This is a genomic window from Bacillus cereus group sp. BfR-BA-01430 (assembly GCF_022663115.1).
GTDB lineage: Bacteria > Bacillota > Bacilli > Bacillales > Bacillaceae_G > Bacillus_A > Bacillus_A cereus_BD.
In genome coordinates this window covers 803,771-829,794 of the sequence record NZ_JAKUEW010000001.1, presented here as the reverse complement: position 1 = coordinate 829,794, position 26,024 = coordinate 803,771, and the positions used below count along the sequence as shown (strand labels likewise).

Genomic DNA, 26,024 nt, shown 5'->3' with positions numbered 1-26,024 from the left:
GTACCTCACTTATATCGTTGTATCCATTATAACGAGGTTTGCTTATAAAAATACACAAAAACCCCGAATTATGGACTTTTTTTAAGTGTCCACGATTCGGGGTACAGTTCAGAATTCCCTATATTTTTTTATTTATGGTAAATAGAATGAGCCTATATAATCGGAAAGATAATTCCTACGAATATCCAAGGAATACTCGCTGAAACAACAACTCTCAATAAAAGTGTTACTGCTTATAAATAGCAAGATAAAGTTAAATAAGCTGGTTCCCCTCCTAGGTAACCAGCTTATTCTTATTCTTATTTTTCTTTTTTTGGCTTATTTATTACATTTCCCCATATCATAACTACAATTGTACTGATGACAACAAATGCCGCATAGCCAATTCCAGCATTGTCACCAATTGTTTCTAAACCAAATGGCAATAAAATCGTGATAATGCCGATTGTATAAGAAAAAAATCCTGATATTTTTGCAAGTTTTTCTTTATCCCCTACAAACGTTTCTTCTTGATATCCTGCTAAAAGAAATAATCTCTTTTTTATGTGAATTTGGTATCCTAACATGATGATTAACATACCTAACAAAAAACAAATGATAAAACCGCCGATCATCAAATCTCCCCCTCCAACCCTTTACCATCTCTCCATCTATTATCTGATTTATTTTTTAAAAATTCCATTTATTTTTATTATTATTCGTGATATATTGCATATTGTATTACATATTTCAATGCATTTCCTCTAGAAAGGAGGCTTTTATTATGAATTCAGCTAGGTTAAAAGGAATTATAATGGTGATTATAGGAGCCAGTTTATGGGGATTATCCGGGACTGCTGCACAACAGCTTTTCCAACAAGAACGTGTATCTGCCGAATGGCTTGTAACAATTCGCCTACTTATATCAGGCTTTCTATTGCTCTTATTTGCATCATTTCGTAGTAAAAAACATGAAATATTCGGGATTTGGAAACAAAAAAGTGATGCGAATAAAATGATTTTATTCGGATTACTAGGTATGCTAGCTGTCCAATATACTTATTTTGCATCTATTCGTGAAGGAAACGCTGCGATTGCAACATTATTGCAATATTTAGCACCTATTTTCATCACTGTATACTTAATCTTCAAGTGGAAGATTCGCCCGAAAATCATTGACTTTATTTCCATTACACTTTCTTTAATCGGAACATTCTTTTTATTAACAAATGGTTCTATTCATACCCTTTCTGTTTCTGCTCCTGCTATCATTTGGGGTATTTTATCAGGATTATCATTAGCATTTTATAGTTTATATTCAAAAGAGTTATTAGATAGATGGTCTTCAGCAGTTATTGTGGGATGGGGAATGATCATCGGGGGGATTGGTGTAACAATGTTACACTTCTTTTCTACAAATGAATTTATCTTACTATCTAGCATGAAATATCTCCACATCCAAAACTTACTTTTAATCGCATTCGTTATCATCTTTGGTACACTCATTGCATTTTATTTATATTTAGACAGCATACGATACTTAACTCCAAAAGAAACAACATTATTTGGTTGCACAGAACCTCTTGCAGCAATTCTTTCAAGTGTTCTTATTTTGCATGTTCCCTTTCAATCATTTCAACTACTAGGCACAATTTGCGTGATCGTAATGGTACTTTTATTGAGCCAAAAACCTGATGAAGGGAAACCAAAATTACGGCTTGTTCAAACAAAAAAGAAAATAGGAAGTAAATAGCGAAAGGAGTTCTTCTTCATTATGCCTATTCCTCAAAATTATCAAAAACAAGAAAGATTATCCGCTAAATCACTCGTTTTAAATCAATTACAAGACTGGATTATTGAAGGGGTCTTACAACCTGATGAAAAGATTCATGATGGAGAGCTGGCTAAAGCTTTAGGAGTAAGTCGAACACCCGTTAGGGAAGCACTTCAAGTATTAGAACTTTCAGGACTAGTCGAGATGGTACCGGGACAAAAAACAAAAATTGCACCAATAAAATTAGAAGACGTACCTATCATGTATGAAACAATCGCTGGGCTTCATACCATCGTTGGAAAACAAGCTATGAAGCATATCAATGAGACTGATATTGTAGAGCTTTCGCAAATCAATTCTGCATTTCAAACAGCATTGCTTGAGAAAAATACAAAAAAAACGTTACAATTAGATGTAGCATTTCATAATAAAATAGTAGCAATATCAAAAAATACATATATCGAACCTTTCTTAGCCAACCTTCACCTTCATGTATTACGCCTTGAATATATATTTTTTCAAGCTCTTACTCCAGCAAAGCAATCGATTGAAGAGCATCATTTCATGATTAAAGCTTTACAAGAGAAAGATGAAGAGAAATTAGAGCAAATGATCACGCAAAACTGGTTACGCCCAATGAAAGAAATTCAAAACATCATTTCTACAAAATAACGAAGAGCCGTTTATGCTGCACCCAACATAAACGGCTCTTCTGATTTATTCTATATCTATATAACTATGCCTGAATTTCAGCGTATTTCTTAATGTTCTTGTACTCTTTTTCTAGTTCCTCTAATGAAAGCTCATATAATTGTCGATCGAGAATTTTAAATACCCCTGCCCCAATTAACTGATCAATCAATTGCTTTTTTCGATTTTCAATAGCAAAACGGAGTTGACTACTCACTTTTTTAAAAACTCCTTTCTACAATGATTATAGATGATAATCTTTATCAATTACTGATTTAACTATAAAAGGTGAAACTTTATAAGTAAAATAATTCCATGAAATATTTACCTTCCAAACTGTTTGTGGCCACATTATATATATGTATGTTGCAAGGCAAATGTTATGACACTTTTTCTTATCTTTTTTCTTTCATACTTTGCAAATTATCTCCGAATCATTGAATGCTGTATATGGACTTCTTCTTTTCACATATTTGTTACTTACATTCATAGCACTTATTCTTATCGTAATGTATCTGTTACACCCTTCCTATACCCTCTTCGTCATTTTCATGCTCGATTCCTTTTTCTCAAAAAAAACAAGACTACTTCTCTTTCTTTCTCATATTGTTTAATAATGTACAACTTAAAAAGGAGGCGTTTCATTTGAAGCGATTATTTCTTTGTATGGAGCGTGAAATTGTTGTTGCTGAAGAGAAAGATGGTGACTTCCAAATTCAATGCCACTTACAAAATATGCAGCCTACTTGTATCGCAGTTGATCCATTCCAACCGAATCGTATTTACTGCGGTACTTTTGGACGAGGATTATGGGTAAGCGATGATAAAGGAGATTCTTGGAGACCAATTGGCGATGCCTATCGCTATTTTGATTTTCCGAAAGAAGATGGGATTCTGCATTCTGCTATTACTTCGATTACTATAAGCCCTGCAAAACAAAAGAACGGCTACGGCACTATTTATGTTGGAACAGAACCTAGTGCGTTATTCTGTTCAGAAAATGGAGGAGAAACGTGGACAGAACTAAAAACGATGAAATCATTATTATCTTCCTATACATGGGCTTTTCCACCTCGTCCCTTTACACATCATGTACGTTGGATTACAGTAGATCCTCATAACGAAAATACAATACATGTATCTATCGAAGCTGGCGCCGTTATTCAAAGTAATGATAATGGACAGACATGGAGCGATAAAAAGTTCGGTGCACCAATTGACGCCCATCAGTTACTCATGCACGATGATGTTCCTAACCGTCTATACGCATCATGTGGTGATGGATTTATGAACGGACCTGAACGAGCATATCTCGAAAGCTATGATAATGGTAATACTTGGACTTCATGCAGTGAAGGGTTAGAACATCATTATCTATATAGTATGGCAATTGATCCAGCTGATTGTGATACAATTCTTGTTTCTGCCGCACCAAGCGCTGACTTAGCTCACCACCGTATCCCTTATGAATCCTATATGTATCGAAAAACGAAGGATACCCCATTTGAGCAAGTACATAAAGGCTTACCATCTGCAATCGGTACAGTCATTTCCATGCTTGCTACGAATCCAGCAGAACCTCATACGTTTTATGCTTTAAATAATAATGGCGTCTTTCAATCTATAAATAGCGGACAAACTTGGGAACAATTAAACATTCCATGGAAAAAAGAATATAAGACGCAGCACCCTCATGCTCTATTCGTAACTACTTTTTAAAGAGAAGGGACTAGCCCGCTAATCAAGGTCAGTCCCTTCTTCTTTCATTTATTCCTTTTTATATAGCGTATAGAACACACTTTTCAAAAAAAATTTACTCACAAAATAACATTTCACTATATTAGAAACATCATTTTATTACTCTACTTCTTTGTTTTTATTAAACCTAAATTCATGTAAATGATTTAAATAGTGAATCGTTTCTTCTTTTCCTAATGCCACATGATTTGCGAGCATCGTATCTCCTACTATTTTATGATATAAATCAAAGTAGACATGATTGATAATGCCATTGTCTTTTATATTCTTCAGCCCTTCAATAAAAGGGATCATATGGTTCACAACATCAAATTCACAAGCTACATTTTGTACATAATGTATTTCTGGAACGTATTGTATACTTTTATAAAATTCTATTACATTTATTCTTTCTCGATATTTTTCTATAATTTCTTCTTCAGATAAACCAGAATAACTATGCCGAAATACATTTTGTACTGGGCCTGAAATCCATTTTGTTAAGCAAGTTTGCGGATTATTGACAAGAGCGACTGTATCCTTAAGAAACCCAGCTAACATTAAAGACATAAATCCGCCGCCTGAACTACCAAAAAATAGAACATTTTTATGGAGTACCTTTGTTTTTTCGATTAACTTTGTAAGGATGGTTGCAATATCTTTTAAATAATATCGTTCTTTTGTCCCTTGCCCCCACCCTAGCAAAATGTTACCTAAATACAAAGTAGGATCATTATAATAAATAACAGTATCATGTAAATCATTTATCCAAGAATGTCGTTGGAAAATCGGTGGCCCAATTGGATTCTCATGATATCCTCCCGCTCCAGATCCTAAAACAATCATTCTAGAAGAGTTTGACCTTACTCTAATTAAAAATTCATATTTCACCCCATTCCACATGACGGACAAAATAAATGGTTTATCATATATAAAATGAAATGAATCTAAATTCTCATATTGAATGTGTATATTCTTATATTGATCAATCAAATGACTTAACAACCTCCCTTTCATTCTTTCGATAACGAGAAAGTTCATCATTACAAAACGAGCCACCTACTCCCACCCTAAAGCTTAAAGTAGGAATCTTACTGCCCTAAAATAGCGGGATAAAATTAATATCTTTTTTACAGTCTATACAGATTGTAAAGTTTAGATGAAATAAAAACATACTATATGTAATGCATCTTATTCCATTTTTGTTTGGACATTTATATGCAATATTGTATATGACACAACAGGATTACTGTTCTACTAAAAATTTCTGAGAATATTTTCTCAAGTCTACAATTTATTTCATCTAGTATACTATTTATAAAGTTAGATTTTATCTAGCTATACATTTCATTTTATTAATCTATCACTATTTTATAATTAGGAGATGAGACATATGTGTGGAATTACAGGTTGGGTCGATTGGAGAGAAGACCTTTCAAATCAACAACATATTTTACAGGCTATGGCAAACCGTATTAAGCACCGTGGCCCAGATGCAGAAGGCTTTTGGTTATCCCCGCGAGCAGCATTCGCACATCGTCGTTTAATTGTCATTGACCCTAAAGGTGGAGCACAGCCAAAAACATATAAGGCTGGTGATTATACATTCGCCATCACATATAATGGTGAAATTTATAATTTTCGAGAACTAAGAGAAATCTTAAAAAGGAATGGACACACATTTGAAACATATTCAGATACAGAAGTATTGCTCCATGCTTACTTGGAATGGAAAGAAGACTGCGTGCAACATTTAAATGGTATTTTTGCCTTCGCAATATGGGATGAACAAAAACAACAACTCTTTTTAGCACGAGATCATTTAGGCGTCAAACCACTTTTTTATACCGATCGCAACGATAGTATTATTTTCGGCTCAGAAATGAAAGCGTTACTTGCTCACCCGTCCGTGTCTGCTGAAATTGACGAAAATGGTATTAATGAAATATTTGGGCTCGGGTCATTTCGAACTCCAGGATGCGGTGTATTGAAACATATAAAAGAAGTGCGTGCCGGACACTATATCACATTTACAAAAGATAAAAAGGTAGTAAACAGGTATTGGAATTTAACAAGTAAAAAACATACAGATACTCCAGAAGAAACAACCTCACATATTCTTTCCATTCTACAAGACACTGTAAAACGACAACTCATTGCTGATGTACCTCTCGTTTGTATGTTATCCGGCGGTTTAGATTCTAGTGGTATTACTGCTCTAGCAGGAAAGGAATTTGCAAAAGAAAATAAAACACTTCATACGTATTCCATTGACTTTGTAAACAGCGCCAAAGATTTTGAGTTAACTTTTTCTCGCACTGGTCTAGATGCTCCATGGGTAAAACGAGTATCTGAACATGTCGGAACAACTCATCACGATATTATTGTAAATGCAGAAGAATTAGCAAATCACTTATTCGTACCACTTTATGCAAAAGATTTACCGAGTGCCGGCGAGATAGAAACTTCACTATATTTACTATTTCAGGAAATGAAAAAAGACGCTACTGTTGCTCTTTCTGGCGAATCAGCAGATGAGGTATTTGGCGGATACCCTTGGTTTCATCAAGAAGAACTATTATATGTAGATCAGTTCCCTTGGCTCACAAACTGGAAAAACTCTTCCTTCCTCTTACAAGATGAAGGAAAGAAACAATGCGATCTGCATCGTTATATTACGAATCGATTCCAAGAGGCCGTTCAGGAAGTTCCGATCCTCCCGGGTGAAAATAAAAAAGAAGCAAAACAACGTCAAATGTTTTATTTATTCTTAACAAGATTTTTACCATTTTTACTGGACCGAAAAGATCGCATGAGCATGGCTGTTGGCTTTGAAGTTCGCGTACCGTTTTGTGATTATCGACTCGTAGAATATTTATGGAACGTACCTTTTGATGTAAAAAGAATTGATAATATTGAAAAAGGGATTTTACGTCGGGCATTACAAAGCGTCTTACCTGATGATGTTCGCAACCGAAGAAAAAGCGCTTATCCAACTTCACAAGACCCGAATTATTTACAAGCCATCCGTCATTTAACGCTTGATATGTGTAGCAATAAAAACAATCCAATCTTCTCACTCATTGATCATTCCACATTGCTTGCAATTGCAAATCAAACGAATCAAGAAATTAATGATTTAGATGCGAGAAGTACAATGGAATATATGCTACAAACGAACGAATGGTTAAAAACCTATCATATTCGCATTCAGTAAATAAAAAAGGAGCTCAGATTCATACATACTCTGAGCTCCTTTTTCTATTTATATTCATTTATACGTTTGTTCTTTTCTGTATCAATCGACCACCCAATAATAGTAGCGCAATCTCTTCCTTTCCATTTAAGAACATTCTCTAAAACAGGTTCAATTTGCAAGCATCCCGTACTATGTAATACATCAAACAATGATTGATCATCTTCTAACATTTTTTTATCGCAATCTAAAATCCCATCTGTTACCATCACAATATGATTCACTCCCCGTTCTAAACCACGAACTCCTGAAGTAAAACAAGGTGTATTTGCTGCAAAAATATTTCTTCTTCCAATACATTCATAATATTTACGCTGGTTAAGCCTTCCTTTACCCTTCTTCTCTCGTTCAGAGTGAAATAAATAGGCAAAGCACTCTCCAACAGATAACCAATATAAAAATTCACCTTTTCGCAAACAAATTAAGCATGCAAGTTCTTCATTCTCTTCTTCACATTTCTCAATGAACAATTCATCTGTAAAGAGTGCTAATAAATACATATGTGTATGATGAAATGCCAGATGGACAGGATATGAGAACAATTCTTGTAACTTTTCTCTTCTCTCCGAAATTGCATCTATAATATATTGAATCGTTTTCGTTTTATGATGGGCATCAAAAATCATCACAAATTCAAATTGCGTATCCCACCAAGCTAGTACTGCATCTCCTCTTTCATACGCATCACTTTCTTGATTCCCGCCATAAACCCCAACTGAAAGAGGACCACATTTTTCAACATGTATTTGATCTACATACATTTTTTCATGACTAATCCATTTAAATGTATTCAACGATATCATCCTCTCTCTTACTATGTGTATGCCCTTACAGTAAGAGTACCTTAAAATTCAAGAAAAATAAACTTTTTCTATAATAAAAAGGAATTTATATCTTGATAAACGATTATATCTTATTATACGATATAATTAAAAAACGGAAGGACTTTCTTATTATGAAACATATCAATCAGAACTGGGAAACGATTTACTATCATTTACGATACGAGTATGAAGATAATCTATCTCATCAAGCGATTCGAATTCTTCAAATCACTTCCCGAGAAGCAGAAACAACAATTAGCAAGATTGCATCTGAACTAAATCTCTCTCATAATACAGCATCCGAACATGTCAAAAGGCTCATTCAAAAAGATCTTATTTTAAAGGAACGGAATAAAAAGGATGAACGAGTCGTGAATCTCGCATTGACTGCTAAAGGTAAAGAAGCACTCATGAAACATACTTTATTAGATGAAAAGAAATTAAAAATATTGGAATCACAATTATCAAAAGAAGAACAGCAAGTAATTGAACAAGCTTTTTCCATACTTGCAAAGGAGGCACAACATGCATTTCCTCGTTAAAGTCATTGTTTCAGCTCTCATTATCGGGGGCGTAACAGAATTAGCGAAACATTATAGTACAATTGGCGGTTTCATTGCTGCTCTTCCCCTTATTAGTTTGCTTAGCTTATTTTGGATTTCTGTTGAAGGCGGGAGCAAACAAGATTTAAGCCAATTTGCCTTAGGAGTATTATATGGATTTCCTGCATCAGCATTGCTGTTATTTATCGTATATCTTGGTTTAAAACACTCCTTCTCACTTCATATATCTGTACTACTTGGTGTGGGCGTTTGGTGTTTACTGCTTGTTTGTCAAAAAATATTTCAAGCTTAGAAGGTAATCATGATGACAATTGAAACGATGAGCATTCCACAACTGAATAAGCATGCGAAAAAACTTTATAAAGAAAAGGAAGCAGTTTTTCTGCTTCCTCCTTCATCTATTCATAATCTTCCTCATATTCATATTCATCATCTTCATTATCATCGTAATACAAATTTCCGTTATTTACATATATCGGGCCGTTTGCAACATCAACGCGAAGTACCCATGCCCACGGTACCGCTAAACGCTTATGTAATGAGCGCCAAAAATACATGGATTTTCTTTCATACTCCTGGAACTCCTGAAGTATATCTTTATAGGAGGAACCGTCTAACTGAACATTTGCTTCTAATAAACGAGAATAGGCATAATGTTGTAATTCTAATTCAGCTGCAACTTCCATCTCTTCTGGTGTAGCCATGCCAATAATTGTTCCATCTGGCGGTACAACTTCATACACATTACGAACTTCAATAAGCCCTTCTTTCTCTTCCTCAAACATACAAACAGCCTCCTTTATCACACCATTTTATCTTACAAAGCCTTACTTCTCTATTCACTTCCTTCTTTCCTGCTTTTTTGATAAAAAATTACAAAATATTCAGTTGACGATTCCGTTGTTATATTGACCTAATCATCTTTATTTACATAATAAAATTATTTTGTTATAACTTTTTTCTGAACGCTTCATTTGTCACTACAGATTTAATAAATAAATCTAAATTATTTCGAATTTTTCTCGCTTCAATAGGTTCTAAATCGTTAGACATAAAAACAATTTCCGTCTTGTTTCCTTCTTGATCCGTTCCGTAAAAACTATTTGTTAATGCAAATACAGTAGAACCACCTTTTCTACCTGCATGCTCATACTGATTCCTTTCAAGAACAGTCCCTTTAAAAATTCGCTCAACCTCAGTTTGCATCGCCTTTGGAAAAACATTTCTGCTATTCATTTTTCCTATTAAATTCATATAATCTGTAGCAGTTGCACTTACTAATCTATCAGACCAAATACGTTGAAATCCCATATCAACCTTTAATGGTATATTACGCTTTTTCCATTCCTTTTCATCTTTCATCCATTCCTCCTAACCATTAAAGAGCAAATTTTTTCTTTTTTATGCTCTTCTACATATTTTAATATGTACTGAGGATCTTCTTTTTTAAGTAATATTGAACGATACATATAATTGCAATATATACTAACAAAATCACTAAAATAGTATAACCTATTATTTCCATAATTATAATTCCCCTTTTTATCAATATTCTGATTTCATTACAACACAATTATATTACATATTTTGGAATTCCATCAATTGAATGTACATAGTGACGATTGCTTCCTTATAAGCCTTTACATAACAAAAAAACATGCCTCCCAATCCAAGCATGTTTTGTGATATTCTTCACATTATTTTTCTGAAAAATGAACCTCTTTACTTCCCGTGATGTAACATGAAATCAGCGAATTCTTCTTCGATATGATTTAACTTCGCAATCCCTTCTTTCCATTTGTGAATATAACGTGAAACTCCAAAAATAAATAAAAGAACAAGAGTAGAAAGAATAATACCGTATACGATAGCTACAGTACTCATAGTTACACTTCCTTGTAATAGGTTATGATTTTATTATAATCCTTTTTCTCGCAAAATGTCGGAAATTCAACTTTTTGTAACAAAATTAAATTTTCTAATTATTATAAAGAGAAACCTTTCGAATAGAAAGATTTCTCTTCCATTTGTATATTATTCCACACCAACAGAAACAGTTTCTGGTAATGTACTGCCGCCATCAATGACGATATGTGTCCCTGTTATGTAATTCGATTCATCCGATGCAAGAAAACCAGCTAGTTGTCCAACTTCTTCAATTCTTCCTAATCGTCCTAGCGGAACGCCTGAAGCAATTCCATCGATAACGGTATTTGGTTTATTTGGATCAGATTCATTTGCAATTTGTTCGGCCATCGGTGTCATAATATAACCTGGACAAATTGCATTCACAGTTATATTATGCTTTGCTACTTCACGCGCCAACGCTTTTGTAAATCCCCAAATGGCAGCTTTTGTTGTCGCATAAGCTGTTTCCCCTTCATCTGCCACTAACGTTCCTGTTACAGATGACATATTGACAATTTTTCCGTAATTTTTCTCAATCATATATGGTAAAACAGCCTTTGCAAAATTCCACACACCATTAATATTTACTTGAAATTGAAAATCACGCATTTCATCTGACATATCTAAGAAATTTGCAAGACGAATGACTCCTGCATTATTGACTAATATATCAATCTTCCCATATTTTTCATATACATCTTTTGCAATCTCTTTAACAGCTGTAAAATCCGTTACATCCACTTGATAACTAGCTGCCTCTAACCCTTTACTTACAATTCCCTTTGCTGTTTCATGAACCTTTTCGGAAATATCAACGAGTAATACTTTCGCTCCTAATTCTGCAAATACACGAGCAATTCCCGCACCATTTCCCATTGCAGCACCAGTAACAAAAGCAACTTTTCCATCTAATTTCCCCATTTCACAACCCCCTTATGATTTATAGAAAACTGTCTCACAAATTCATCGTAACAAATATCCCTTTATATATCTCCGAATTACAAAAAATGTCAAATAATATTCAAAAAGAGACTGGCATACTAAATGACAGTCTCTTTTCAAACATATGAATCTATTGATTTTTTTTCGCTTCTATTTTTTCATGTGTCTTCTCAGCTTTATCCAATGCTTCTCCAACTTTTTTCTGCTTTTCTCTTAACTCATCAATGCTATCTACCGCTTTAATCAGTTTATCAATTCCTTTTTCTTCAATTTTTCGTTTCTTTTCTGCTCGCGCGTTTACTTTTTCTTCGATATCTTTTGCCTTTTGAAGCATATTTTCAGCATTAGACTTCACAACCTTTTTAAGCGTCTCATCCATGTTCATTTGTAACACTTTATTTGCATCGTCTTTTGTTTCTAAATACTTTCCATCTTTTAATGCGTTTGCACCGTGATCCATGAATTGAGCGACTTCTTTATATGAATTCGCTTCACTTCCTGATTTTTCTTTTTCTGCTTTTTCAAACCACATCACTGCATCACTATATTTTTCATTTTGCAATGATGTCATGCCCGTTTCAATATACGTATCATAGTTACTGCTACATCCTGCCATGATAGCGAACAGAAATAACGTAACAAAACTTATTTTTCTCATGATGTGTTCTCCTTTTTTCTTTACAACGCTTTTCATTTTAAATGTAACATACATACATCATACTTTCAAAATGAAAAAAGATTACGAGATGCTCATAAGCAACGTTACATATACAAACTAAATGTTTCTATTTTAAGCTGGCATATTCACGCTTTGCTTCGTTCTATACTGTTTGATTCCTACGAATACAACGAAAAATAGCCCTGCTCCTAACGTTATCACGACAATACTCGTTGGCAATCTGTCTAATAAAAATCCATATATAATCATTCCAAGTGGTGTAATCGCGGTCGCAATCGTTTCAAGAAGCCCAAACACACGACCTAAGTATGCTTGGTTTGTTGTCTTTTGAATATGTACTTGCATCGGGATATTTACAATCATCATCGAAAATCCACTAAGAAGAACAAAAATTATATAGTAAATAAAGCTTGCCACTTTTGAAATCGTTATTAATAATGGAACTACCGTACATAAGCTTAAACTCGCAAATATAAATAAACCAATATAAACAGAGCGAAACGGATTACTTATTTCCTTACGAACGGATAAAACAGCCGCTCCAATTAACATTCCAACTGCTAACATTCCTTCTATTGTCCCCAGTTGCTTTGAGGATAAATGTAAGCTCTGAACAATTATATATGGGAGTGAAACGAAAAGCGCACTCGAAAAAAAGTTAACCCACAGCGCAATTTTCATTAGTCCATATATTTCTTGTTGCTGTTTTACATATGTAAATCCTTCTTTTATACTCGTTAAAAAAGGTTCATTATTTTCTGTGTCTTCCTTTTTATACAAATGAAATGCAATACATAACTGTACAATAACAGCTAAAAAGAATGTGATACCATTTAAAAGAAAAAAGGATGTGATGGAGAAAAATCCAAATATCATTCCTCCAATGATTGGAGCTAAAACTCTTGATAAAGAATCCGCTGTTTGATTTAAAGCATTCGCTTTTTGAATTCTTTCTTCATTCACTAAATGCGGGATGGACGAGGTGAGTGCAACAGAGTAAAAGCTTGCACAAACGGATAATAGCGCTGCTGAAATATAAATGAAGAAAAGTGACGGTTCAAATGTAGTAGCGAGAATAAACATCGTAAACATCGTCAAGCTACTTAACAAATCCATGCCAATAATGAGCCATTTCCGGTTAACGCGATCAGCTACTGCCCCGGCAATAGGGCCACATACCATTCTTGGAACAGATCCGCAAATAAGCGTAGTTGCAAACCCCATTCCAGAACCCGTTATTTTTAAAACATATAGTCCCATTGCAAACGTATAAATCCCTGCTCCTAATAAAGATATAATTTTTGCAACCATCATGAAAAGAATATTTCTCGTTGCAATTTTTATCCTCGGATCATTTTGTTCTATACTTACATCTCCCATTATACTCTCTCCCTCTAAAAGTTAAATTATGTTAAACTTATTATACAACTTACTTTCAATTTTTTACAACAAAAAGTTAAATATAATTTAACTTTTAAGAATAAGGAGCAATGATATGACTACTCTTGGTGAAAAAATTAAAGCATTACGAAAAGAAAAGCGGCTTACACAAACAGAACTAGCAGGCTCAGAACTTACAAAAAGCATGTTAAGTCAAATTGAAAACGGAAAAGCAACTCCTTCTATGAAAACATTGCAATATATCGCGAGCAAACTTGACTGTGAAGCAAGTTTTTTATTGGAAGAAGACGATGAAGGAATGCAAGAACTCATTCAAGAAATGGATCAAAAAATACAAAAAAATCAATTTGAAGCTGTGTATGAAACATTATTGCCTATTGTACAAAAGGAGTTACCATCTACACTGTATACAGCCCGTTTATATAAGCAATTTATGACAAGCGCAATCGCTATGAAGGACTATAACATACAAACTTATATCAGCAAAGCGATACCTATTTTTCAGAAATATACTTTATACCGTGAAAGTACGCAAACAAAATTAATGCAATACTATATATTATTTTCCGATAAAAGGTATGAGGAGTGCCTAGAACTTATTGCCTCGATTCGAAAAGAATATGAAGCGAAACGATTAGAAATGGATCTCATTATGCAAATTGAATTGTTCTTAAATGAAGCGATTGTTTTACTTGCATATGGAAATTACGAGAAGTGTGAAGAAATTATTTTACAAGCACTTGACTTCTCCAAAAAAAATCAAGTGTATTATAAAACAAATGACTTTTATCGAATTCTCTCGTATCAAAAAGTACTGGAAGCGGAAGAAGATAAATACCTATACTATATTCAAAAAGCAGAACAATTCGCTATTTTTACAGAAGATACATTTTCTGCGGCTATTATTGATATATTAAAATCCTATTACTATAACACCATTACAAAAGAATATACACTCGCTTTGCAGCACCTGGAACAATTTAAAGAAAAATTACAACAAGGGGTAGACTTTAAAGTAGATGGTTTATATTATCTTGAAAAAGGAAAAGCTTTGTATGGCTTAAAACAATATGAAAAAGCGTTAGAGACATTACAGCATGTAACAATTCCTGATTATATGATTCATCCGCTCGATCAATCATGGGTCATAACTGCTGGAGCTTACCGTGCGCTTTGTTATTCACAGCTGCAAAACAAACAAAAAGCGCTTCAAGAAGCGACCGAAGCTTTTCATACAATACAACCATTTCCTGATTCGACATTTTCTCGATTTATTAAAGAAACATTACAATCCATACAAAAATTTTAAATACATCTCAATTTGGTATATTATTCCTCTGTTTTAGCAAAAATAGTAACGATGGGAGGAATGTAAAAATGAATGTACAACGCGCAAAAGAGATTTCCGAATCCGCAGAACAAGCAAACGTTAGTTTTCAAGGAATGCCTGTTATGATTCAACATGTTGATGAAAACAGTGAAACAGCCCGCATTTATGATGCCGCAAATCCAGAACGTGAATTAACTGTTCCAGTTAAGAGTTTAGAGGAAAGATAAGAACCCCCACTTCAAGTCATTTTGAAGTGGGGATTCTTATTATTTCATTCTATCTGAAGCGAACAGTCACCTGTTTACTTTCCAAAGGATTTTGACCACTTTTAAACATTTAAATTTTACACTTGGATTTGAATCAATATTTTGGACACAAAAAATTTAAGTCTATGCTATTTTTTATCTAGATTTTCTACTTCTTGCAGAGTTTTGTAACCAATACTACCATGAATTCGTTTATGGTTATAAAATCCCCTCAATGTATTGAAATAGGGCTAGATCTACTTGTTCAAATATGACATATGGTATGCGATATACTTCTTCTTTCTTAAAAATGGCATGAAACAACTTATTTCTTTTTTCATTCGTTTTAAATCTTCTAGCGTTATTTCTTCTTCCTCAATTGATGCACTAGGAGAATATGCTTGAATCCATTTACAAACTGTGATTTCTGAGACATCATATTCGCTACTTAGTTCTTTTATGGATTGTCTCGAATGATATGACCACCATTTTTTAAACTCTTCACTCAATCTCTTGTTTGTTATACAGATATTTCCTCCTTAAAACCCATTGTAAGGACTACCTAAATTGTGTCCATCTGAGACTATACTAATCCCATTTTTTTGCATCAGAACCTTATTATAAGTTTCAGGTCTTTTAAGAGTATTATTTATAACAAACTAGTATAAAGTTATATATTTTGTTTATATAAAGTGAACCTTTAATCAGTGGGGTTTTCTTCATCCCCCACTGATTATAAGCCCTCGCCAATCAGACTGCCCGTTAATGCGGGATAAAAAGTTCAATTTGTATAATTGTTGAGAAAGTTTAAAATGAAGTGTATTTAATTACAATTAATGGTAATATGTAACAGAAGTTGAAAATTATTCAAGGAGGAGTTATATATGAAAAAGTCATTAAAGAAAACTGTTTTAGGTACTGCATTAGGATTATCATTATTAGGAACGGGATTTTTAGGTGCTACATCTGCTAATGCGGCAAGTAGTAGTCCACAATGGCATAAAGCACACCCTACAGGAAATTCTTGGTTTGGACAAAGAACAGCATGGGCTGAGACGCAATGGTCTGGGGTTTATCATTATACTCGAATAAAATTGGCAAGCGGTTCAGATTCTGGAAGAGCTTGGGGTACTAATTATACGCGAACAGTTACAATTCATGGTTCAGGTCAAGCTAATTCTTTCTGGGGTAAGTAATAGATTTATATATTGTTAGAATTAAAAGTGGATGAAGAATATTTTTCATCCACTTTTAATTCTAAATTTTGGAGGTAATTATGTTTTTAAAACGATTGAAAATGTCATCTTTTTTAATAATATTATTTAGTGGGATTTCTTTTTTTCTATCTATTTCAGTATCTTCTATACAATCTATTTTCATTCAAAACAATCAAAATAATGATTTTGTTACTAGTGAATCTGTTAAGTTTAGTATTAAACAAGAAGAAGGTATTTTAAGTAATAATATGGATTTAAGCTTTTTAAAAGAATTAAGTGATGATTTTTTATTGTATAAAGAATATCCAGTATCTGATTCAAAAGCTATTATTTTTAAAGGTAAAAAACAACCTAATCCACCTATTTTTAAAGGAAGATACTTTAATGAACAGGACATTAAAGATAATAAAAAAGTTGCGGTAATTGGAAAAAATATTTTAAAAGAAGCTATAAGAGAAAATAATAATATATATATTTTTCATGAAAATGAAAAATTTTTAGTTATAGGTATACTGGGATATAAAGATAAGAACTCTATGTGGGATAATTATTATTATGTAAATTTGAGCTCTTTAATTAAGAATACATCAACATTTTTTATAGAAGGAACGTATATATTAGATGCAGAAAATCAAACCAATGAGGTATTTGAAAATTTAAAGAAAAAAATAGAATCATCAGGTCATATCCAATTAACTAGAATAGATGATTCTAGATTTGAAAGTCCAATAACATTATTATTAAACGATCAACGTCTTAATATTTTAGTTATTTGTGTAGTCCTTTTAGCATTGATTCTTAATACAGTAAGCATTACATCGCATTGGATAAATTATAAAAAACAGGAGATAGCAGTAAGGAAAACAGTGGGTGGGACTAATTGGCAAATAGGAAGAAAAATTTTATTAGAATATGAACTTTTAGTATTATATTCTTTTTTTATTGGTTTTTTGCTTTATGTAGTAGTAGTTAAAGGCCAAATCATAACATTTATGGATTATGATCTTTATCCTTTATCGACATTTTTGACATTAATTTTTTGCATGTTTATAGGATTTATTACGGCAGCTATACCGATTAGTAAAATGTTTAAAATGGAAGTTAAGGAAATATTGAGGTGAAAAACAAATATGAATAATTTTAAATATGCTATTAATAGTTTAAAAAGAAGGAAGGGTATTAATTCAATTATATTTTTACAAGTTATATTAGGAATATTTTTCCTTAGTTTTAGTACATCAAAAAAAATAGAATTAGATAATAATTTAAAGCAAGTAAATCATGTATTAAAAGATAGAAATGTGTATGGATTTGTTGATAAAAGTGATGAAAATAATCTTATTCAAAATCAATTTAAACAAGAAAATTCTTATGACAGGTTAAATGAATTTTATAATTTTTTAACAACCAACAAAAAATTCCAATTCGTTTCTTTTAAAGAAGAAGCAGTATTTATTGATGACTTTAAAGGCACAGATAATCTATTACTATCCAATGATAAGGTGAAATTTAAGGGATTGGATCAACCTTTGTCTAATTTAAAAGGGTTTTTTATAGATAAAAACTTTTTAAATCATTTTCATTTTAAAGTAGAAAAAGGAAGAAGTTTTGTAGAAGATGATTTTATAAAAGGTAGTAATAAAAGAATTCCAGTTGTTTTAGGGGACAATTATAAAAAATTATATAAAATCGGTGATGAAATAAGAGGAAATATTCAACACCTTGAAACTTTTGTGATTATAGGATTTTTAGAAAAAAATTATTATTTTGTTAAAGGGATAAATTCTTTAGAACCTATAAACTTAGATAACTATATGATTATTCCTTATCAAAATCCTATTCCTAAAGATGAATTTTTTATAGGAAATTTTGATACTAGAATTATTCATTCTTTCATAATAACTAATAATAAAGAAGAAACCATGAATTTAATACAAGAAAAATCTAGAAATTTAAATTTATATACTTTTAATTTAGTAAGTTATAAAGATAAACTTTCAAATATTGTTGAGTTTATATCCTCAGAAACAAAATATACAGGATTTCTTTTTAGTATCATTACCTTGTTTTCTATATTAGGAATTGTTACATCTATAATGAATTCTATTCAACATAGAATGAAAGAGTTTGGAGTACATATATTAGTTGGTGCTACTTTAAAAGATATAACTTTAAGAATAATAATAGAAACGGCTATAGTTGTTATAGCAGGCTTTTTAATTTCAACTTTACTAGCATATTTATTATTAGGAAATATTTCTTATATTGCATGGACATTTTTAACTACAATTATTCTTATAATTGTTATTTGTGTTATACCGATATATAAAATGATTAGAATTGATGTTAATACATTAATAAAGGGGAAAGAATAATGAGTCTTATAAAACTAGAAAATATATATAAAGAATATGGAGCAGAAGAAAATAAGGTGCAAGCTTTGCAAAATATTTCTATTGATATTAATAAGGGAGAAATGGTTGCAGTAATGGGTTCTTCGGGATCTGGAAAATCTACGCTTTTAAATATCATAGGAGGTTTAGATAAAAAAACTTCAGGGAATTATTATTTAAACGGAAAAAATATTTCTGAACTTAATAATAGAGAATTAGCAAGTTTAAGAAATAATTATTTTGGATTTGTGGTACAACATTTTGCATTAATTGAAGATTATAATGTTTACCAAAATATAAAAGTACCTTTGGATTATAGTAAGTATTCAAAAAAAGATAAAGATGAAAAAATTAATAAAATCCTTAAACAACTTGGTATTAATTCCCAAATAAAGAAATTACCTTATCAACTTTCTGGTGGACAAAATCAGCGAGTTTCTATTGCACGTGCCCTTATTAATGATCCAGAAGTCATTTTGGCTGATGAACCAACGGGATCATTGGATAAAAAAACGGGACAAGAAGTTATGAATTTATTAAAGAATATAAACGAAGATGGAAAAACAATTATAATTGTTACTCATGATGATAATGTAGCAAATATGTGTGAAAGGATTATTAAAATAGAGGATGGAACTATTAAATATTGAATAATTCAAAAGTCAATTGAGATGGTCCTGATGCAAATATATGAAAAGGCACATGGATTGCAGTAGATTCCTAATAAAATCGTATTTTATACTATAAATCCAAACACTTGGTGGATAAACCCTTTCTAGCTTTTCATTACCATATTAGCACTTGCTTTTATATATGTCACGTTAAAAAGGGGAAGCTATTTAGGTCATCCTGATCGATATTCTCTTATTGTGATGTCCCTTTTTCTCATACATTGGATTTTAGTGTTAACAAATTTTTATACGCTACTTCCAAATTACATAAGTGATTTTCTTTTCCTTCCTATTTGGTATTTTCTTTGCATTTTAGGATTTATCGTTTGTGTGAAAGAATGGCGAAATAATCGAATTGTTTCTATATGTGTCGGTGTATTTTCCTTTATCAGTTTCCTCTTTGGAATACTGCTGCAAGGTATTTCTAATATGTAACCTTATAAAAGAGCTATCTTAAGAAGATAGCTCTTTTATCCGTTTTCGCTCCATCCAAATAGGTATAAATAAATACAGTACGTATGCGAAAATTCAAAACAAAAGAAAAGCCTTCATTAGCTTTTCTTTCTTCTACTCTTCTCTCTATAAGACTGCCTAGATGCCGCATTACAAGGTGTATAATATATTTGTGGTGTTGCTTTGTTCACAAACATTGTAAATGTAAGAAAACCGATGAGAAAGAAAATAAATAACGTAAATAAAATAATACCTATCGTGAAAAGAATCATAACACCACCTCCTATGTTAGGCTTTAATACTACATGTTTCGATATCATATCTTAAGATTCCTTGTTTTGAACTACTCGCCACTTAGTAGTTCTTGCGAACTTACTTGAAGTGGGAGATTCCTAAGAACACTTTCGTAACCGAAAGTTTTGATTAGGCTAACCCCGGAGTTCCTACGGTTAGAAGTCTTATAGCTTCATTTTTCAGATTGATACTTGCGTTAATATCTCTATCGTGATGTGTATCACAAGAAGGACAACTCCATGCACGAAGATTGAGATTTTTAACGTCTTTGTTTTGGTAGCCACAGCAAGAACATAACTGACTAGAAGCAAATGTTTTTGACACAACAACTACTTGTTTGCCATACCATTTCGCTTTGTATTCTAACATGGTACGAAATCGTGACCAGCTCACTTCGTTAATTGCTTTTGCTAGTTTATGATTTTTCAACATATTTGACACTTGCAAATCTTCCATACCAATGATGTCGTGGTTTTTGACAATATAAGTAGAGATTTTTTGCAAATAGTCAGTTCTTGCATTTACGATTTTCTCATGAATACGAGCTACTTTACGCTTTTGTTTTTGATAGTTTTTCGCTTCATCTAATTTACATTTACGTTTCAACGCTAATTCTTGTCGTCTAGAAAGGACACGTTGCGCTTTCGCTAATTTCTTTTCTAGTTTGCGAAGCCATTTAGGGTTGCTGAAAGTTTTACCTGTTGAAAGAATTGCAAAATCTTTAAGACCAACATCTATACCAACAGATGAATTAGTTTTAGGAAGTTCTTGTGCTTCTATTTCAACAAGAATCGAAACAAAATACTTGCCACTTGGGTTTCGTCTAATTGTAGCATTAAGAATACGGCCTTCTACTTCACGACTCTTTGCAAATCTCACGAATCCAAGTTTAGGTAACTTGATTCTGTTTCCTGCAATGGCAATATTTCCATTCGTATGTTTTGTTGTATAAGATTGAATTTTATTCTTTTTCGATTTGAAACGTGGGGCTTTGTTCTGCTTTTTAAAGAATCGTGAATATGAATCAGCGAGTTTTTTAATGAGGATTGAAGCGAAATACTATCCACTTCTTTTAACCAATTTAATTCTTTCTTTAGTTGTGTTAATTGAGAAGAGCAAATGTTGTAAGTTAATCCTTTACCTGTCTCTTTGTATGTATCATTCCACTTCGCTAAAAAGTGGTTGAATACAAAACGAGAACACCCGATTGTTTTAGCAATCAGCACTTCTTGTTCTCTATTCGGATAGATGCGAAACTTATACGCTTTATTGACTAGCATGACTTTCACCTCCTTATGTGTTATGATATATATAGTATATCAAATTAGGTATACTTTGTATGCTATTTTGGAGGCGGAAATATGGAAAAACAATCAGTTATGCTAAGATTCCCAAAAACCCTCTTGAATAGAGTGGATGCATACAAAGAGCAAAAGGGATTTGGCACTCGTACACAAGCTATTTTTCATTTACTACAGATAGCACTCGAACAGTCGAACAATCGAGATAGCAAGTGAACTATCTCTTGTTCGAAGGCGATTCATCACTCACCTACTCATTGGGTTACATCCCCCACATTCCTTGAGGTGGGTGTCTTCTCGCCTAAATAGATAAAAACAAACGTAACAAAATAATCACAATTACTCCTGTTAATACGGTTCCTAATAAGCTCCGTGTATAAATAGCGACGAGAAATGTTGGAATTGCGGCGATTATATAGTCCCACTGCATCGTTTCGTTCATCAGTAATACTTGTGTAAGAAGGGCAGCTAATATTGCAATCGGTATGTATTGTAACCACTTTAATCCCCAATCTGGAATTTGAAATTTTTGAAATACAATAAGGGGCAGTACACGTGGAATGAATGTAACAAGTCCAGCTCCTATTAAAAGAAACAACACGTCTAATCTTATTTCCATTTCTCAATCATCACTCCTATCGTTGCTGCTGTAAGCGTTGCGATAATGACAGCTATGCTCGCTGGCATAAAGAAATGAGCGCCATATGCAATCATGATTGCGGCCACAGCAACACTAAGATGGATCATTCGTTTCGGTTTGCTGCTTATGAATTGCAGAACAAATAAACCGATAAACATCGCAGGGAGTGCATAATCCATCCCGTACGTATGAGGATCTGGTATCCATTCCCCAAAAAGCCCGCCAATAATCGTAGCGATAATCCAATTGATATACGCTGTTACATTTAATCCAAGCATCCAGCTTTCGCCTACATATCCCTTTTTAGCTCCGTGCTGCACAGCAACACCAAATGTTTCATCTGTAATTTGTGAACCGATTACTATATTTCTGAGGAATGGTACTTGTAAAAAATATGGAGCTAGTGCAGCACTCATTAATAGATGACGTAAATTCACAAAGAACACAGTAAAAATAATAGCTGATGCCGGAGCTCCAGCAGCGTACATACCAGCTAGTATAAATTGTGCAGAACCAGCATAAATAAGCGTCGACATAAAGGCGATTTCTATAATAGAAAAGCCAGCTGTCTTGGCAATCACACCAGCAGCAATGCCAATACTTAAATATCCTAGTACAGTTGGTAAACAATCCTTCACGCCTTGGCGAAATGTTTCATCACTTTGCATGGCGAATTGTACTCCTGCTCTACTCATCACCCTTCCTCCTTCCTGTCTTTTTGACTCTGTTTTCCTGTTTTAAGGCAGTAACCAGTAACCGCCCGATTGGTGAGGACTCATAACCTGCTTAGAATGCCCCTCAAGGATTAAAGTTTCATTTTATCAATGCCAAACTCCTTTGTTATTCCTTAGTCGTTATCGTGATACCTACTAATATAGAAAGAAGCAAGAAAATAGTCAATAATATTCAGGATTTTTATAAAAAATACACAGAATATTCCATTCGTTTTTTATCAACCGTTCACATATTAAAATTATGTATACAACATGGTATGTTTGATTTGCAGTTCTTACACTTATTTAAGGGGGAATTTTTATGTTTAAAAAAGTCGCTATTGGAACACTAGCAGCTGGATTTGCTTTATTAGGAGCAGGAGGGGCATTAGCTGCTGAACAATCTTTCGGTAAATACGAAATTGTAAAAGCAAACGATCAATTAACAGCTAGTTATGTTCAAGATGAAAATAGTACTGTCAAATCAGTAACGTCTGGCAAAGTGGACGGAGGTTATTGGATTCGTGGAAAGAAAGATAAAAATGTGTACTCATCTTATAAACATTACTCTGCACAAGGCCATGCTTCTGTCGTAAATGGAAAAGGCAATTACAAAAGCGGCGGATGGAAAGCAAAAAATGTGTTTAGTACAGCGCAACTACCGTGGACATCTAAAGGGACAAATAAAGCATATTACGACCATAAATAATAACGAAAAAACAAGAGGAGTTTTGCTCCTCTTGTTTTTCACTATTACAATTCCTTTCTTCTGCTTATGAATCATTTTATCACGGCTTCTATTTCCACATATTTAATGATATGATTGGGAAAAAGTTCATTTTAGGGAGAAATAATTATGAGAAAAATTATTTATATCTTGTTTACCACTTTATTATTCCTACTAGGAATTTTCGGATTAGACACCTTTAAAGAATATAAAACAAATCAACTATTATATAAAAATACAACAAGTATTTTATTAAATTTCCAAGATGCAAAACCACATTCAGAAAATTACATTGCATTCTTTCAGAAAATAGCAAAAAAATATGATGTTAGTATTTCAAAGTACATTTTTACAAGTGAAAAAAATCTTACGGTATATACAACAGACGTAAGTTTACATAACCAAGTAGACATAAAGGAAGGAACATTACCTGCATTACATTCAGGAGAATTTCTTAGTACGTCGCAAAGCAGAGATAAACAGCAAAGTGGTGTAATCAAGCAAATTGATCCACAATTAAACATGACAATTAAGCATTTAGATTCCAATACGAATTTCAGTGGAAATGGTCTATATTATGTTTCCACCCAGGATAAACAGAAAATTCACGATTTAGTAACCGAGTTAAATAAAGAAGTTGCGAATGCAGAAGTTTTTAGTGAGAATCATCCTTCTATGCTGAACTTCAATATATCCCAAATCATAATCATTAGCTTAGTGATTCTCTGCCTTTACATTGCCATTGCTCATTATCTAATAAATCGATTAAAAGAATTAAGCATTATAAGAGTATTTGGATATTCTATCTCGAGAATCATTGCGCATGTTTTCTTATTGCTAACAAAACCGATCGCACTTGCTAGTTTCACAGGATATTTGTTAGCTAGCACCTATTACCTTTTATATAATGGTACAAATTACTTTTTGTACTTAACATGTCTATTTTGGATTTTTACACTTTTATTTATGTTCACATTAACAATCCCTGCTGTTTTTATGATTATTTTTCTATTTTCTAACAACACCAATGTCTCTAAAATAAAAGGTGAAAAGCCTTATACTCTTATTATGATTTTAAATTATGGCCTAAAGCTCATCTTTATTTTCGTTCTTCTTTTCTCTGTAAATCAATGGAACGAACTAGCAAACGAGCTAAATCAAAAATTAGCTAGTTTATCTTCATGGAAACAGACAAAAAACATGTACGCTACTTCGGTAACCTTTAATGGCGAGCATGATAGAAAAATAGAATATCAAACAGGTAAGCTGATAAAAGACTTCTACACAAAAATGGAAAAAGAGCATAAAGGCTTTCTAATAGATGCCTCAAACTATTATAAAGTGAACGGTGAATACACATATCATTTAAATGCAAATGGTGAGGACCCGGCTCTCTCTCCAAATGGAAAAAGCATAACAATAAATGAAAACTATCTACACTATAACCCGATTCATTCCGTAGATGGTACGGTTGATAAAAAAATAGTAAGAAAAAAGAATGTCATGAATATACTTGTTCCAGAAAAACTAAGGAAGTTTGAAAAGGAAATTAAAAAAAATTACCGACAGCATTTTTATTTTCAACAAGTAGAAGTCGAAAATATTTATAATGAAGCACTAGGCAAAGCAAAAAATACGACGAAGGAACAAGATCTATCTGTCAATGTTATCTATGTAAAAAATCACCAAAACTACTTTTCCTATGATCCAGATGTGGAAGTAGAACATAACAATAACGTTACCGATCCAATTGCAATTATCGATACTGGTTATTTCGATAATTCCTACTATTTATCTTATGTTTCAAGATGTTTCTATTTTTATTCCGACACTCATGACGCTTATAGCTCCATTTTACCGACTATTTCTAACAGCAACGTTCAGTCATCCATTCAGCATGTAGATTCACTCTATGATAAGCACGGTCAAGCGATTCAAGATTTAAAAAGAGAGAAAGAGAAGGTAACGATTTTTATTGTAACACTCATCTTATCCAACTTGCTCTTAACCTATAATGTAGTAGCAACGTATTATCAAAAAAATAAATTTAAACTATATGTACAAAAATTATTTGGATATAGCGCTTTTGCTAGAAATACTTCTCTTATTTTGTTGCTATTTGCGATTAACTTTATTCCAACAATCAGCATGTATGTCTATCTTGGTAACATACTCCCTTTCTTAACAGGACTATTTGTCATACTGTTAGAATTTGTTTTTGGAACTGTATTTGATCAAAAAATTAGCAATAACACATTCCATTCCATTATAAAAGGAGAGCATTAAC

At 32.7% G+C, this 26,024-nt stretch carries 28 protein-coding genes and 4 pseudogenes; 16 read left to right on the top strand and 16 right to left on the bottom strand.

What is annotated here, in order from left to right; translation table 11 throughout:
• Positions 1 to 299: 299 nt before the first annotated feature.
• Complete coding sequence (locus MR058_RS04380; protein ID WP_242142803.1) at positions 300 to 614, bottom strand: DUF3784 domain-containing protein; 315 nt, start codon at positions 612 to 614, stop codon at positions 300 to 302.
• 149 nt (positions 615 to 763) lie between these two features.
• On the opposite strand from MR058_RS04380, the gene MR058_RS04375 reads away from it, so the two are divergent.
• Complete coding sequence (locus MR058_RS04375; RefSeq protein ID WP_242142802.1) at positions 764 to 1,732, top strand: DMT family transporter; 969 nt, start codon at positions 764 to 766, stop codon at positions 1,730 to 1,732.
• 21 nt (positions 1,733 to 1,753) lie between these two features.
• Positions 1,754 to 2,425 (top strand): GntR family transcriptional regulator, encoded by a 672-nt coding sequence (locus MR058_RS04370; protein ID WP_242142801.1) that lies wholly within the window; start codon positions 1,754 to 1,756, stop codon positions 2,423 to 2,425.
• Positions 2,426 to 2,489: 64 nt separating this feature from the next.
• Here the strand turns inward: MR058_RS04370 and fbpA are convergent, their stop codons facing one another.
• Entirely contained in the window at positions 2,490 to 2,660 is a 171-nt protein-coding gene (fbpA, locus tag MR058_RS04365) for a Fur-regulated basic protein FbpA (RefSeq protein WP_087098360.1), read from the bottom strand.
• A 428-nt stretch (positions 2,661 to 3,088) separates the two neighbouring features.
• Between fbpA and MR058_RS04360 the strand changes: the two genes are divergently transcribed.
• Positions 3,089 to 4,162 (top strand): WD40/YVTN/BNR-like repeat-containing protein, encoded by a 1,074-nt coding sequence (locus MR058_RS04360; RefSeq protein WP_242142800.1) that lies wholly within the window; start codon positions 3,089 to 3,091, stop codon positions 4,160 to 4,162.
• 138 nt (positions 4,163 to 4,300) lie between these two features.
• Here MR058_RS04360 and MR058_RS04355 read toward each other — a convergent pair whose 3' ends face one another.
• A complete protein-coding gene (locus MR058_RS04355; protein ID WP_242142799.1) occupies positions 4,301 to 5,239 on the bottom strand; it encodes a glycosyl transferase family 2 in 939 nt (312 codons plus the stop codon).
• Between the two features lie 334 nt (positions 5,240 to 5,573).
• Here MR058_RS04355 and asnB point away from each other — a divergent pair, with 334 nt between their 5' ends.
• Entirely contained in the window at positions 5,574 to 7,397 is a 1,824-nt protein-coding gene (asnB, locus tag MR058_RS04350) for an asparagine synthase (glutamine-hydrolyzing) (protein ID WP_242142798.1), read from the top strand.
• Between the two features lie 44 nt (positions 7,398 to 7,441).
• Here asnB and MR058_RS04345 read toward each other — a convergent pair whose 3' ends face one another.
• Positions 7,442 to 8,239: a PP2C family serine/threonine-protein phosphatase gene (locus MR058_RS04345; RefSeq protein WP_242142797.1), complete on the bottom strand. Its 798-nt coding sequence runs from the start codon at positions 8,237 to 8,239 to the stop codon at positions 7,442 to 7,444.
• A 152-nt stretch (positions 8,240 to 8,391) separates the two neighbouring features.
• Here MR058_RS04345 and MR058_RS04340 point away from each other — a divergent pair, with 152 nt between their 5' ends.
• Together MR058_RS04340 and MR058_RS04335 are read left to right on the top strand one after the other, a co-directional pair.
• Positions 8,392 to 8,802: a MarR family winged helix-turn-helix transcriptional regulator gene (locus MR058_RS04340; RefSeq protein ID WP_242142796.1), complete on the top strand. Its 411-nt coding sequence runs from the start codon at positions 8,392 to 8,394 to the stop codon at positions 8,800 to 8,802.
• Positions 8,786 to 9,115, top strand: a complete 330-nt coding sequence (locus MR058_RS04335) for a DUF3147 family protein (RefSeq protein WP_242142795.1) — start codon at positions 8,786 to 8,788, stop codon at positions 9,113 to 9,115. The genes MR058_RS04340 and MR058_RS04335 overlap by 17 nt, the downstream gene beginning before the upstream one ends.
• A 106-nt stretch (positions 9,116 to 9,221) precedes the next feature.
• Here MR058_RS04335 and MR058_RS04330 read toward each other — a convergent pair whose 3' ends face one another.
• The 6 genes and pseudogenes from MR058_RS04330 to MR058_RS04305 form a co-directional block, all read right to left on the bottom strand.
• On the bottom strand, positions 9,222 to 9,608 hold the full coding sequence (locus tag MR058_RS04330; RefSeq protein ID WP_242142794.1) for a hypothetical protein: 387 nt from the start codon (positions 9,606 to 9,608) through the stop codon (positions 9,222 to 9,224).
• Positions 9,609 to 9,771: 163 nt separating this feature from the next.
• Positions 9,772 to 10,191 (bottom strand): annotated as a pseudogene (locus MR058_RS04325) (serine hydrolase); the annotation flags it as partial.
• Between the two features lie 354 nt (positions 10,192 to 10,545).
• The gene (locus tag MR058_RS04320) at positions 10,546 to 10,707 is read right to left on the bottom strand and encodes a peptidase (protein WP_242142793.1); all 162 of its coding nucleotides are present in this window, start codon (positions 10,705 to 10,707) and stop codon (positions 10,546 to 10,548) included.
• A gap of 150 nt (positions 10,708 to 10,857) precedes the next feature.
• A complete protein-coding gene (ucpA, locus tag MR058_RS04315) occupies positions 10,858 to 11,652 on the bottom strand; it encodes an SDR family oxidoreductase UcpA (RefSeq protein ID WP_242142792.1) in 795 nt (264 codons plus the stop codon).
• A gap of 151 nt (positions 11,653 to 11,803) precedes the next feature.
• The gene (locus MR058_RS04310) at positions 11,804 to 12,331 is read right to left on the bottom strand and encodes an outer membrane protein assembly factor BamD (protein WP_242142791.1); all 528 of its coding nucleotides are present in this window, start codon (positions 12,329 to 12,331) and stop codon (positions 11,804 to 11,806) included.
• Positions 12,332 to 12,463: 132 nt separating this feature from the next.
• Positions 12,464 to 13,732 (bottom strand): MFS transporter, encoded by a 1,269-nt coding sequence (locus MR058_RS04305; RefSeq protein ID WP_242142790.1) that lies wholly within the window; start codon positions 13,730 to 13,732, stop codon positions 12,464 to 12,466.
• A gap of 115 nt (positions 13,733 to 13,847) precedes the next feature.
• Here MR058_RS04305 and MR058_RS04300 point away from each other — a divergent pair, with 115 nt between their 5' ends.
• Both MR058_RS04300 and MR058_RS04295 read left to right on the top strand, forming a co-directional pair.
• Complete coding sequence (locus MR058_RS04300) at positions 13,848 to 15,062, top strand: helix-turn-helix domain-containing protein (RefSeq protein ID WP_242142789.1); 1,215 nt, start codon at positions 13,848 to 13,850, stop codon at positions 15,060 to 15,062.
• Positions 15,063 to 15,130: 68 nt separating this feature from the next.
• Positions 15,131 to 15,310 (top strand): H-type small acid-soluble spore protein, encoded by a 180-nt coding sequence (locus MR058_RS04295; RefSeq protein WP_012093891.1) that lies wholly within the window; start codon positions 15,131 to 15,133, stop codon positions 15,308 to 15,310.
• A 167-nt stretch (positions 15,311 to 15,477) separates the two neighbouring features.
• On the opposite strand, the pseudogene MR058_RS23580 reads toward MR058_RS04295, so the two are convergent.
• Positions 15,478 to 15,649 (bottom strand): annotated as a pseudogene (locus MR058_RS23580) (IS3 family transposase); the annotation flags it as partial.
• Between the two features lie 5 nt (positions 15,650 to 15,654).
• Positions 15,655 to 15,852 (bottom strand): annotated as a pseudogene (locus MR058_RS04290) (IS3-like element ISBce13 family transposase); the annotation flags it as partial.
• A 360-nt stretch (positions 15,853 to 16,212) separates the two neighbouring features.
• On the opposite strand from MR058_RS04290, the gene MR058_RS04285 reads away from it, so the two are divergent.
• The 5 genes from MR058_RS04285 to MR058_RS04265 all read left to right on the top strand — a co-directional run bounded on the left by MR058_RS04285 (position 16,213) and on the right by MR058_RS04265 (position 20,044).
• Positions 16,213 to 16,524 (top strand): hypothetical protein, encoded by a 312-nt coding sequence (locus MR058_RS04285; protein ID WP_242142788.1) that lies wholly within the window; start codon positions 16,213 to 16,215, stop codon positions 16,522 to 16,524.
• A gap of 80 nt (positions 16,525 to 16,604) precedes the next feature.
• Complete coding sequence (locus MR058_RS04280) at positions 16,605 to 17,666, top strand: ABC transporter permease (RefSeq protein WP_242142787.1); 1,062 nt, start codon at positions 16,605 to 16,607, stop codon at positions 17,664 to 17,666.
• A gap of 9 nt (positions 17,667 to 17,675) precedes the next feature.
• On the top strand, positions 17,676 to 18,920 hold the full coding sequence (locus MR058_RS04275; RefSeq protein ID WP_242142786.1) for an ABC transporter permease: 1,245 nt from the start codon (positions 17,676 to 17,678) through the stop codon (positions 18,918 to 18,920).
• Entirely contained in the window at positions 18,920 to 19,588 is a 669-nt protein-coding gene (locus tag MR058_RS04270) for an ABC transporter ATP-binding protein (RefSeq protein WP_242142785.1), read from the top strand. Before MR058_RS04275 ends, MR058_RS04270 begins: the two co-directional genes overlap by 1 nt.
• 135 nt (positions 19,589 to 19,723) lie before the next feature.
• Positions 19,724 to 20,044: a hypothetical protein gene (locus MR058_RS04265; protein WP_242142832.1), complete on the top strand. Its 321-nt coding sequence runs from the start codon at positions 19,724 to 19,726 to the stop codon at positions 20,042 to 20,044.
• A gap of 116 nt (positions 20,045 to 20,160) precedes the next feature.
• Here the strand turns inward: MR058_RS04265 and MR058_RS04260 are convergent, their stop codons facing one another.
• The gene (locus MR058_RS04260; protein ID WP_242142784.1) at positions 20,161 to 20,334 is read right to left on the bottom strand and encodes a DUF3951 domain-containing protein; all 174 of its coding nucleotides are present in this window, start codon (positions 20,332 to 20,334) and stop codon (positions 20,161 to 20,163) included.
• 151 nt (positions 20,335 to 20,485) lie between these two features.
• Positions 20,486 to 21,636: pseudogene (gene tnpB, locus MR058_RS04255) on the bottom strand (IS200/IS605 family element RNA-guided endonuclease TnpB).
• A gap of 81 nt (positions 21,637 to 21,717) precedes the next feature.
• Here tnpB and MR058_RS04250 point away from each other — a divergent pair.
• Positions 21,718 to 21,873, top strand: a complete 156-nt coding sequence (locus tag MR058_RS04250; protein ID WP_242142783.1) for a ribbon-helix-helix domain-containing protein — start codon at positions 21,718 to 21,720, stop codon at positions 21,871 to 21,873.
• Between the two features lie 85 nt (positions 21,874 to 21,958).
• Here the strand turns inward: MR058_RS04250 and MR058_RS04245 are convergent, their stop codons facing one another.
• Positions 21,959 to 22,276: an AzlD domain-containing protein gene (locus tag MR058_RS04245; protein ID WP_242142782.1), complete on the bottom strand. Its 318-nt coding sequence runs from the start codon at positions 22,274 to 22,276 to the stop codon at positions 21,959 to 21,961.
• The gene (locus MR058_RS04240; RefSeq protein ID WP_396021419.1) at positions 22,267 to 22,965 is read right to left on the bottom strand and encodes an AzlC family ABC transporter permease; all 699 of its coding nucleotides are present in this window, start codon (positions 22,963 to 22,965) and stop codon (positions 22,267 to 22,269) included. The genes MR058_RS04245 and MR058_RS04240 overlap by 10 nt, the downstream gene beginning before the upstream one ends.
• A gap of 367 nt (positions 22,966 to 23,332) precedes the next feature.
• On the opposite strand from MR058_RS04240, the gene MR058_RS04235 reads away from it, so the two are divergent.
• Positions 23,333 to 23,719 (top strand): lactococcin 972 family bacteriocin, encoded by a 387-nt coding sequence (locus MR058_RS04235; RefSeq protein WP_242142780.1) that lies wholly within the window; start codon positions 23,333 to 23,335, stop codon positions 23,717 to 23,719.
• Between the two features lie 147 nt (positions 23,720 to 23,866).
• Positions 23,867 to 26,023 carry a bacteriocin-associated integral membrane family protein gene (locus tag MR058_RS04230; RefSeq protein ID WP_242142779.1) on the top strand — a complete coding sequence of 719 codons (2,157 nt, stop codon included), beginning with the start codon at positions 23,867 to 23,869 and terminating at the stop codon, positions 26,021 to 26,023.
• The last annotated feature ends 1 nt before the right edge of the window (position 26,024 follow it).

Excerpts from the sequence above, each read along its gene's own strand:
- MR058_RS04380 (WP_242142803.1), bottom strand. The coding sequence starts at position 614 with ATGATCGGCGGTTTTATCATTTGTTTTTTGTTAGGTATGTTAATCATC.
- MR058_RS04375 (WP_242142802.1), top strand. The coding sequence starts at position 764 with ATGAATTCAGCTAGGTTAAAAGGAATTATAATGGTGATTATAGGAGCC.
- MR058_RS04370 (WP_242142801.1), top strand. The coding sequence starts at position 1,754 with ATGCCTATTCCTCAAAATTATCAAAAACAAGAAAGATTATCCGCTAAA.
- asnB (WP_242142798.1), top strand. The coding sequence starts at position 5,574 with ATGTGTGGAATTACAGGTTGGGTCGATTGGAGAGAAGACCTTTCAAAT.
- MR058_RS04345 (WP_242142797.1), bottom strand. The coding sequence starts at position 8,239 with ATGATATCGTTGAATACATTTAAATGGATTAGTCATGAAAAAATGTAT.
- MR058_RS04340 (WP_242142796.1), top strand. The coding sequence starts at position 8,392 with ATGAAACATATCAATCAGAACTGGGAAACGATTTACTATCATTTACGA.
- MR058_RS04335 (WP_242142795.1), top strand. The coding sequence starts at position 8,786 with ATGCATTTCCTCGTTAAAGTCATTGTTTCAGCTCTCATTATCGGGGGC.
- MR058_RS04330 (WP_242142794.1), bottom strand. The coding sequence starts at position 9,608 with ATGTTTGAGGAAGAGAAAGAAGGGCTTATTGAAGTTCGTAATGTGTAT.
- MR058_RS04320 (WP_242142793.1), bottom strand. The coding sequence starts at position 10,707 with ATGAGTACTGTAGCTATCGTATACGGTATTATTCTTTCTACTCTTGTT.
- ucpA (WP_242142792.1), bottom strand. The coding sequence starts at position 11,652 with ATGGGGAAATTAGATGGAAAAGTTGCTTTTGTTACTGGTGCTGCAATG.
- MR058_RS04310 (WP_242142791.1), bottom strand. The coding sequence starts at position 12,331 with ATGAGAAAAATAAGTTTTGTTACGTTATTTCTGTTCGCTATCATGGCA.
- MR058_RS04305 (WP_242142790.1), bottom strand. The coding sequence starts at position 13,732 with ATGGGAGATGTAAGTATAGAACAAAATGATCCGAGGATAAAAATTGCA.
- MR058_RS04300 (WP_242142789.1), top strand. The coding sequence starts at position 13,848 with ATGACTACTCTTGGTGAAAAAATTAAAGCATTACGAAAAGAAAAGCGG.
- MR058_RS04295 (WP_012093891.1), top strand. The coding sequence starts at position 15,131 with ATGAATGTACAACGCGCAAAAGAGATTTCCGAATCCGCAGAACAAGCA.
- MR058_RS04285 (WP_242142788.1), top strand. The coding sequence starts at position 16,213 with ATGAAAAAGTCATTAAAGAAAACTGTTTTAGGTACTGCATTAGGATTA.
- MR058_RS04280 (WP_242142787.1), top strand. The coding sequence starts at position 16,605 with ATGTTTTTAAAACGATTGAAAATGTCATCTTTTTTAATAATATTATTT.
- MR058_RS04275 (WP_242142786.1), top strand. The coding sequence starts at position 17,676 with ATGAATAATTTTAAATATGCTATTAATAGTTTAAAAAGAAGGAAGGGT.
- MR058_RS04270 (WP_242142785.1), top strand. The coding sequence starts at position 18,920 with ATGAGTCTTATAAAACTAGAAAATATATATAAAGAATATGGAGCAGAA.
- MR058_RS04260 (WP_242142784.1), bottom strand. The coding sequence starts at position 20,334 with ATGATTCTTTTCACGATAGGTATTATTTTATTTACGTTATTTATTTTC.
- MR058_RS04250 (WP_242142783.1), top strand. The coding sequence starts at position 21,718 with ATGGAAAAACAATCAGTTATGCTAAGATTCCCAAAAACCCTCTTGAAT.
- MR058_RS04245 (WP_242142782.1), bottom strand. The coding sequence starts at position 22,276 with ATGGAAATAAGATTAGACGTGTTGTTTCTTTTAATAGGAGCTGGACTT.
- MR058_RS04240 (WP_396021419.1), bottom strand. The coding sequence starts at position 22,965 with ATGCAAAGTGATGAAACATTTCGCCAAGGCGTGAAGGATTGTTTACCA.
- MR058_RS04235 (WP_242142780.1), top strand. The coding sequence starts at position 23,333 with ATGTTTAAAAAAGTCGCTATTGGAACACTAGCAGCTGGATTTGCTTTA.
- MR058_RS04230 (WP_242142779.1), top strand. The coding sequence starts at position 23,867 with ATGAGAAAAATTATTTATATCTTGTTTACCACTTTATTATTCCTACTA.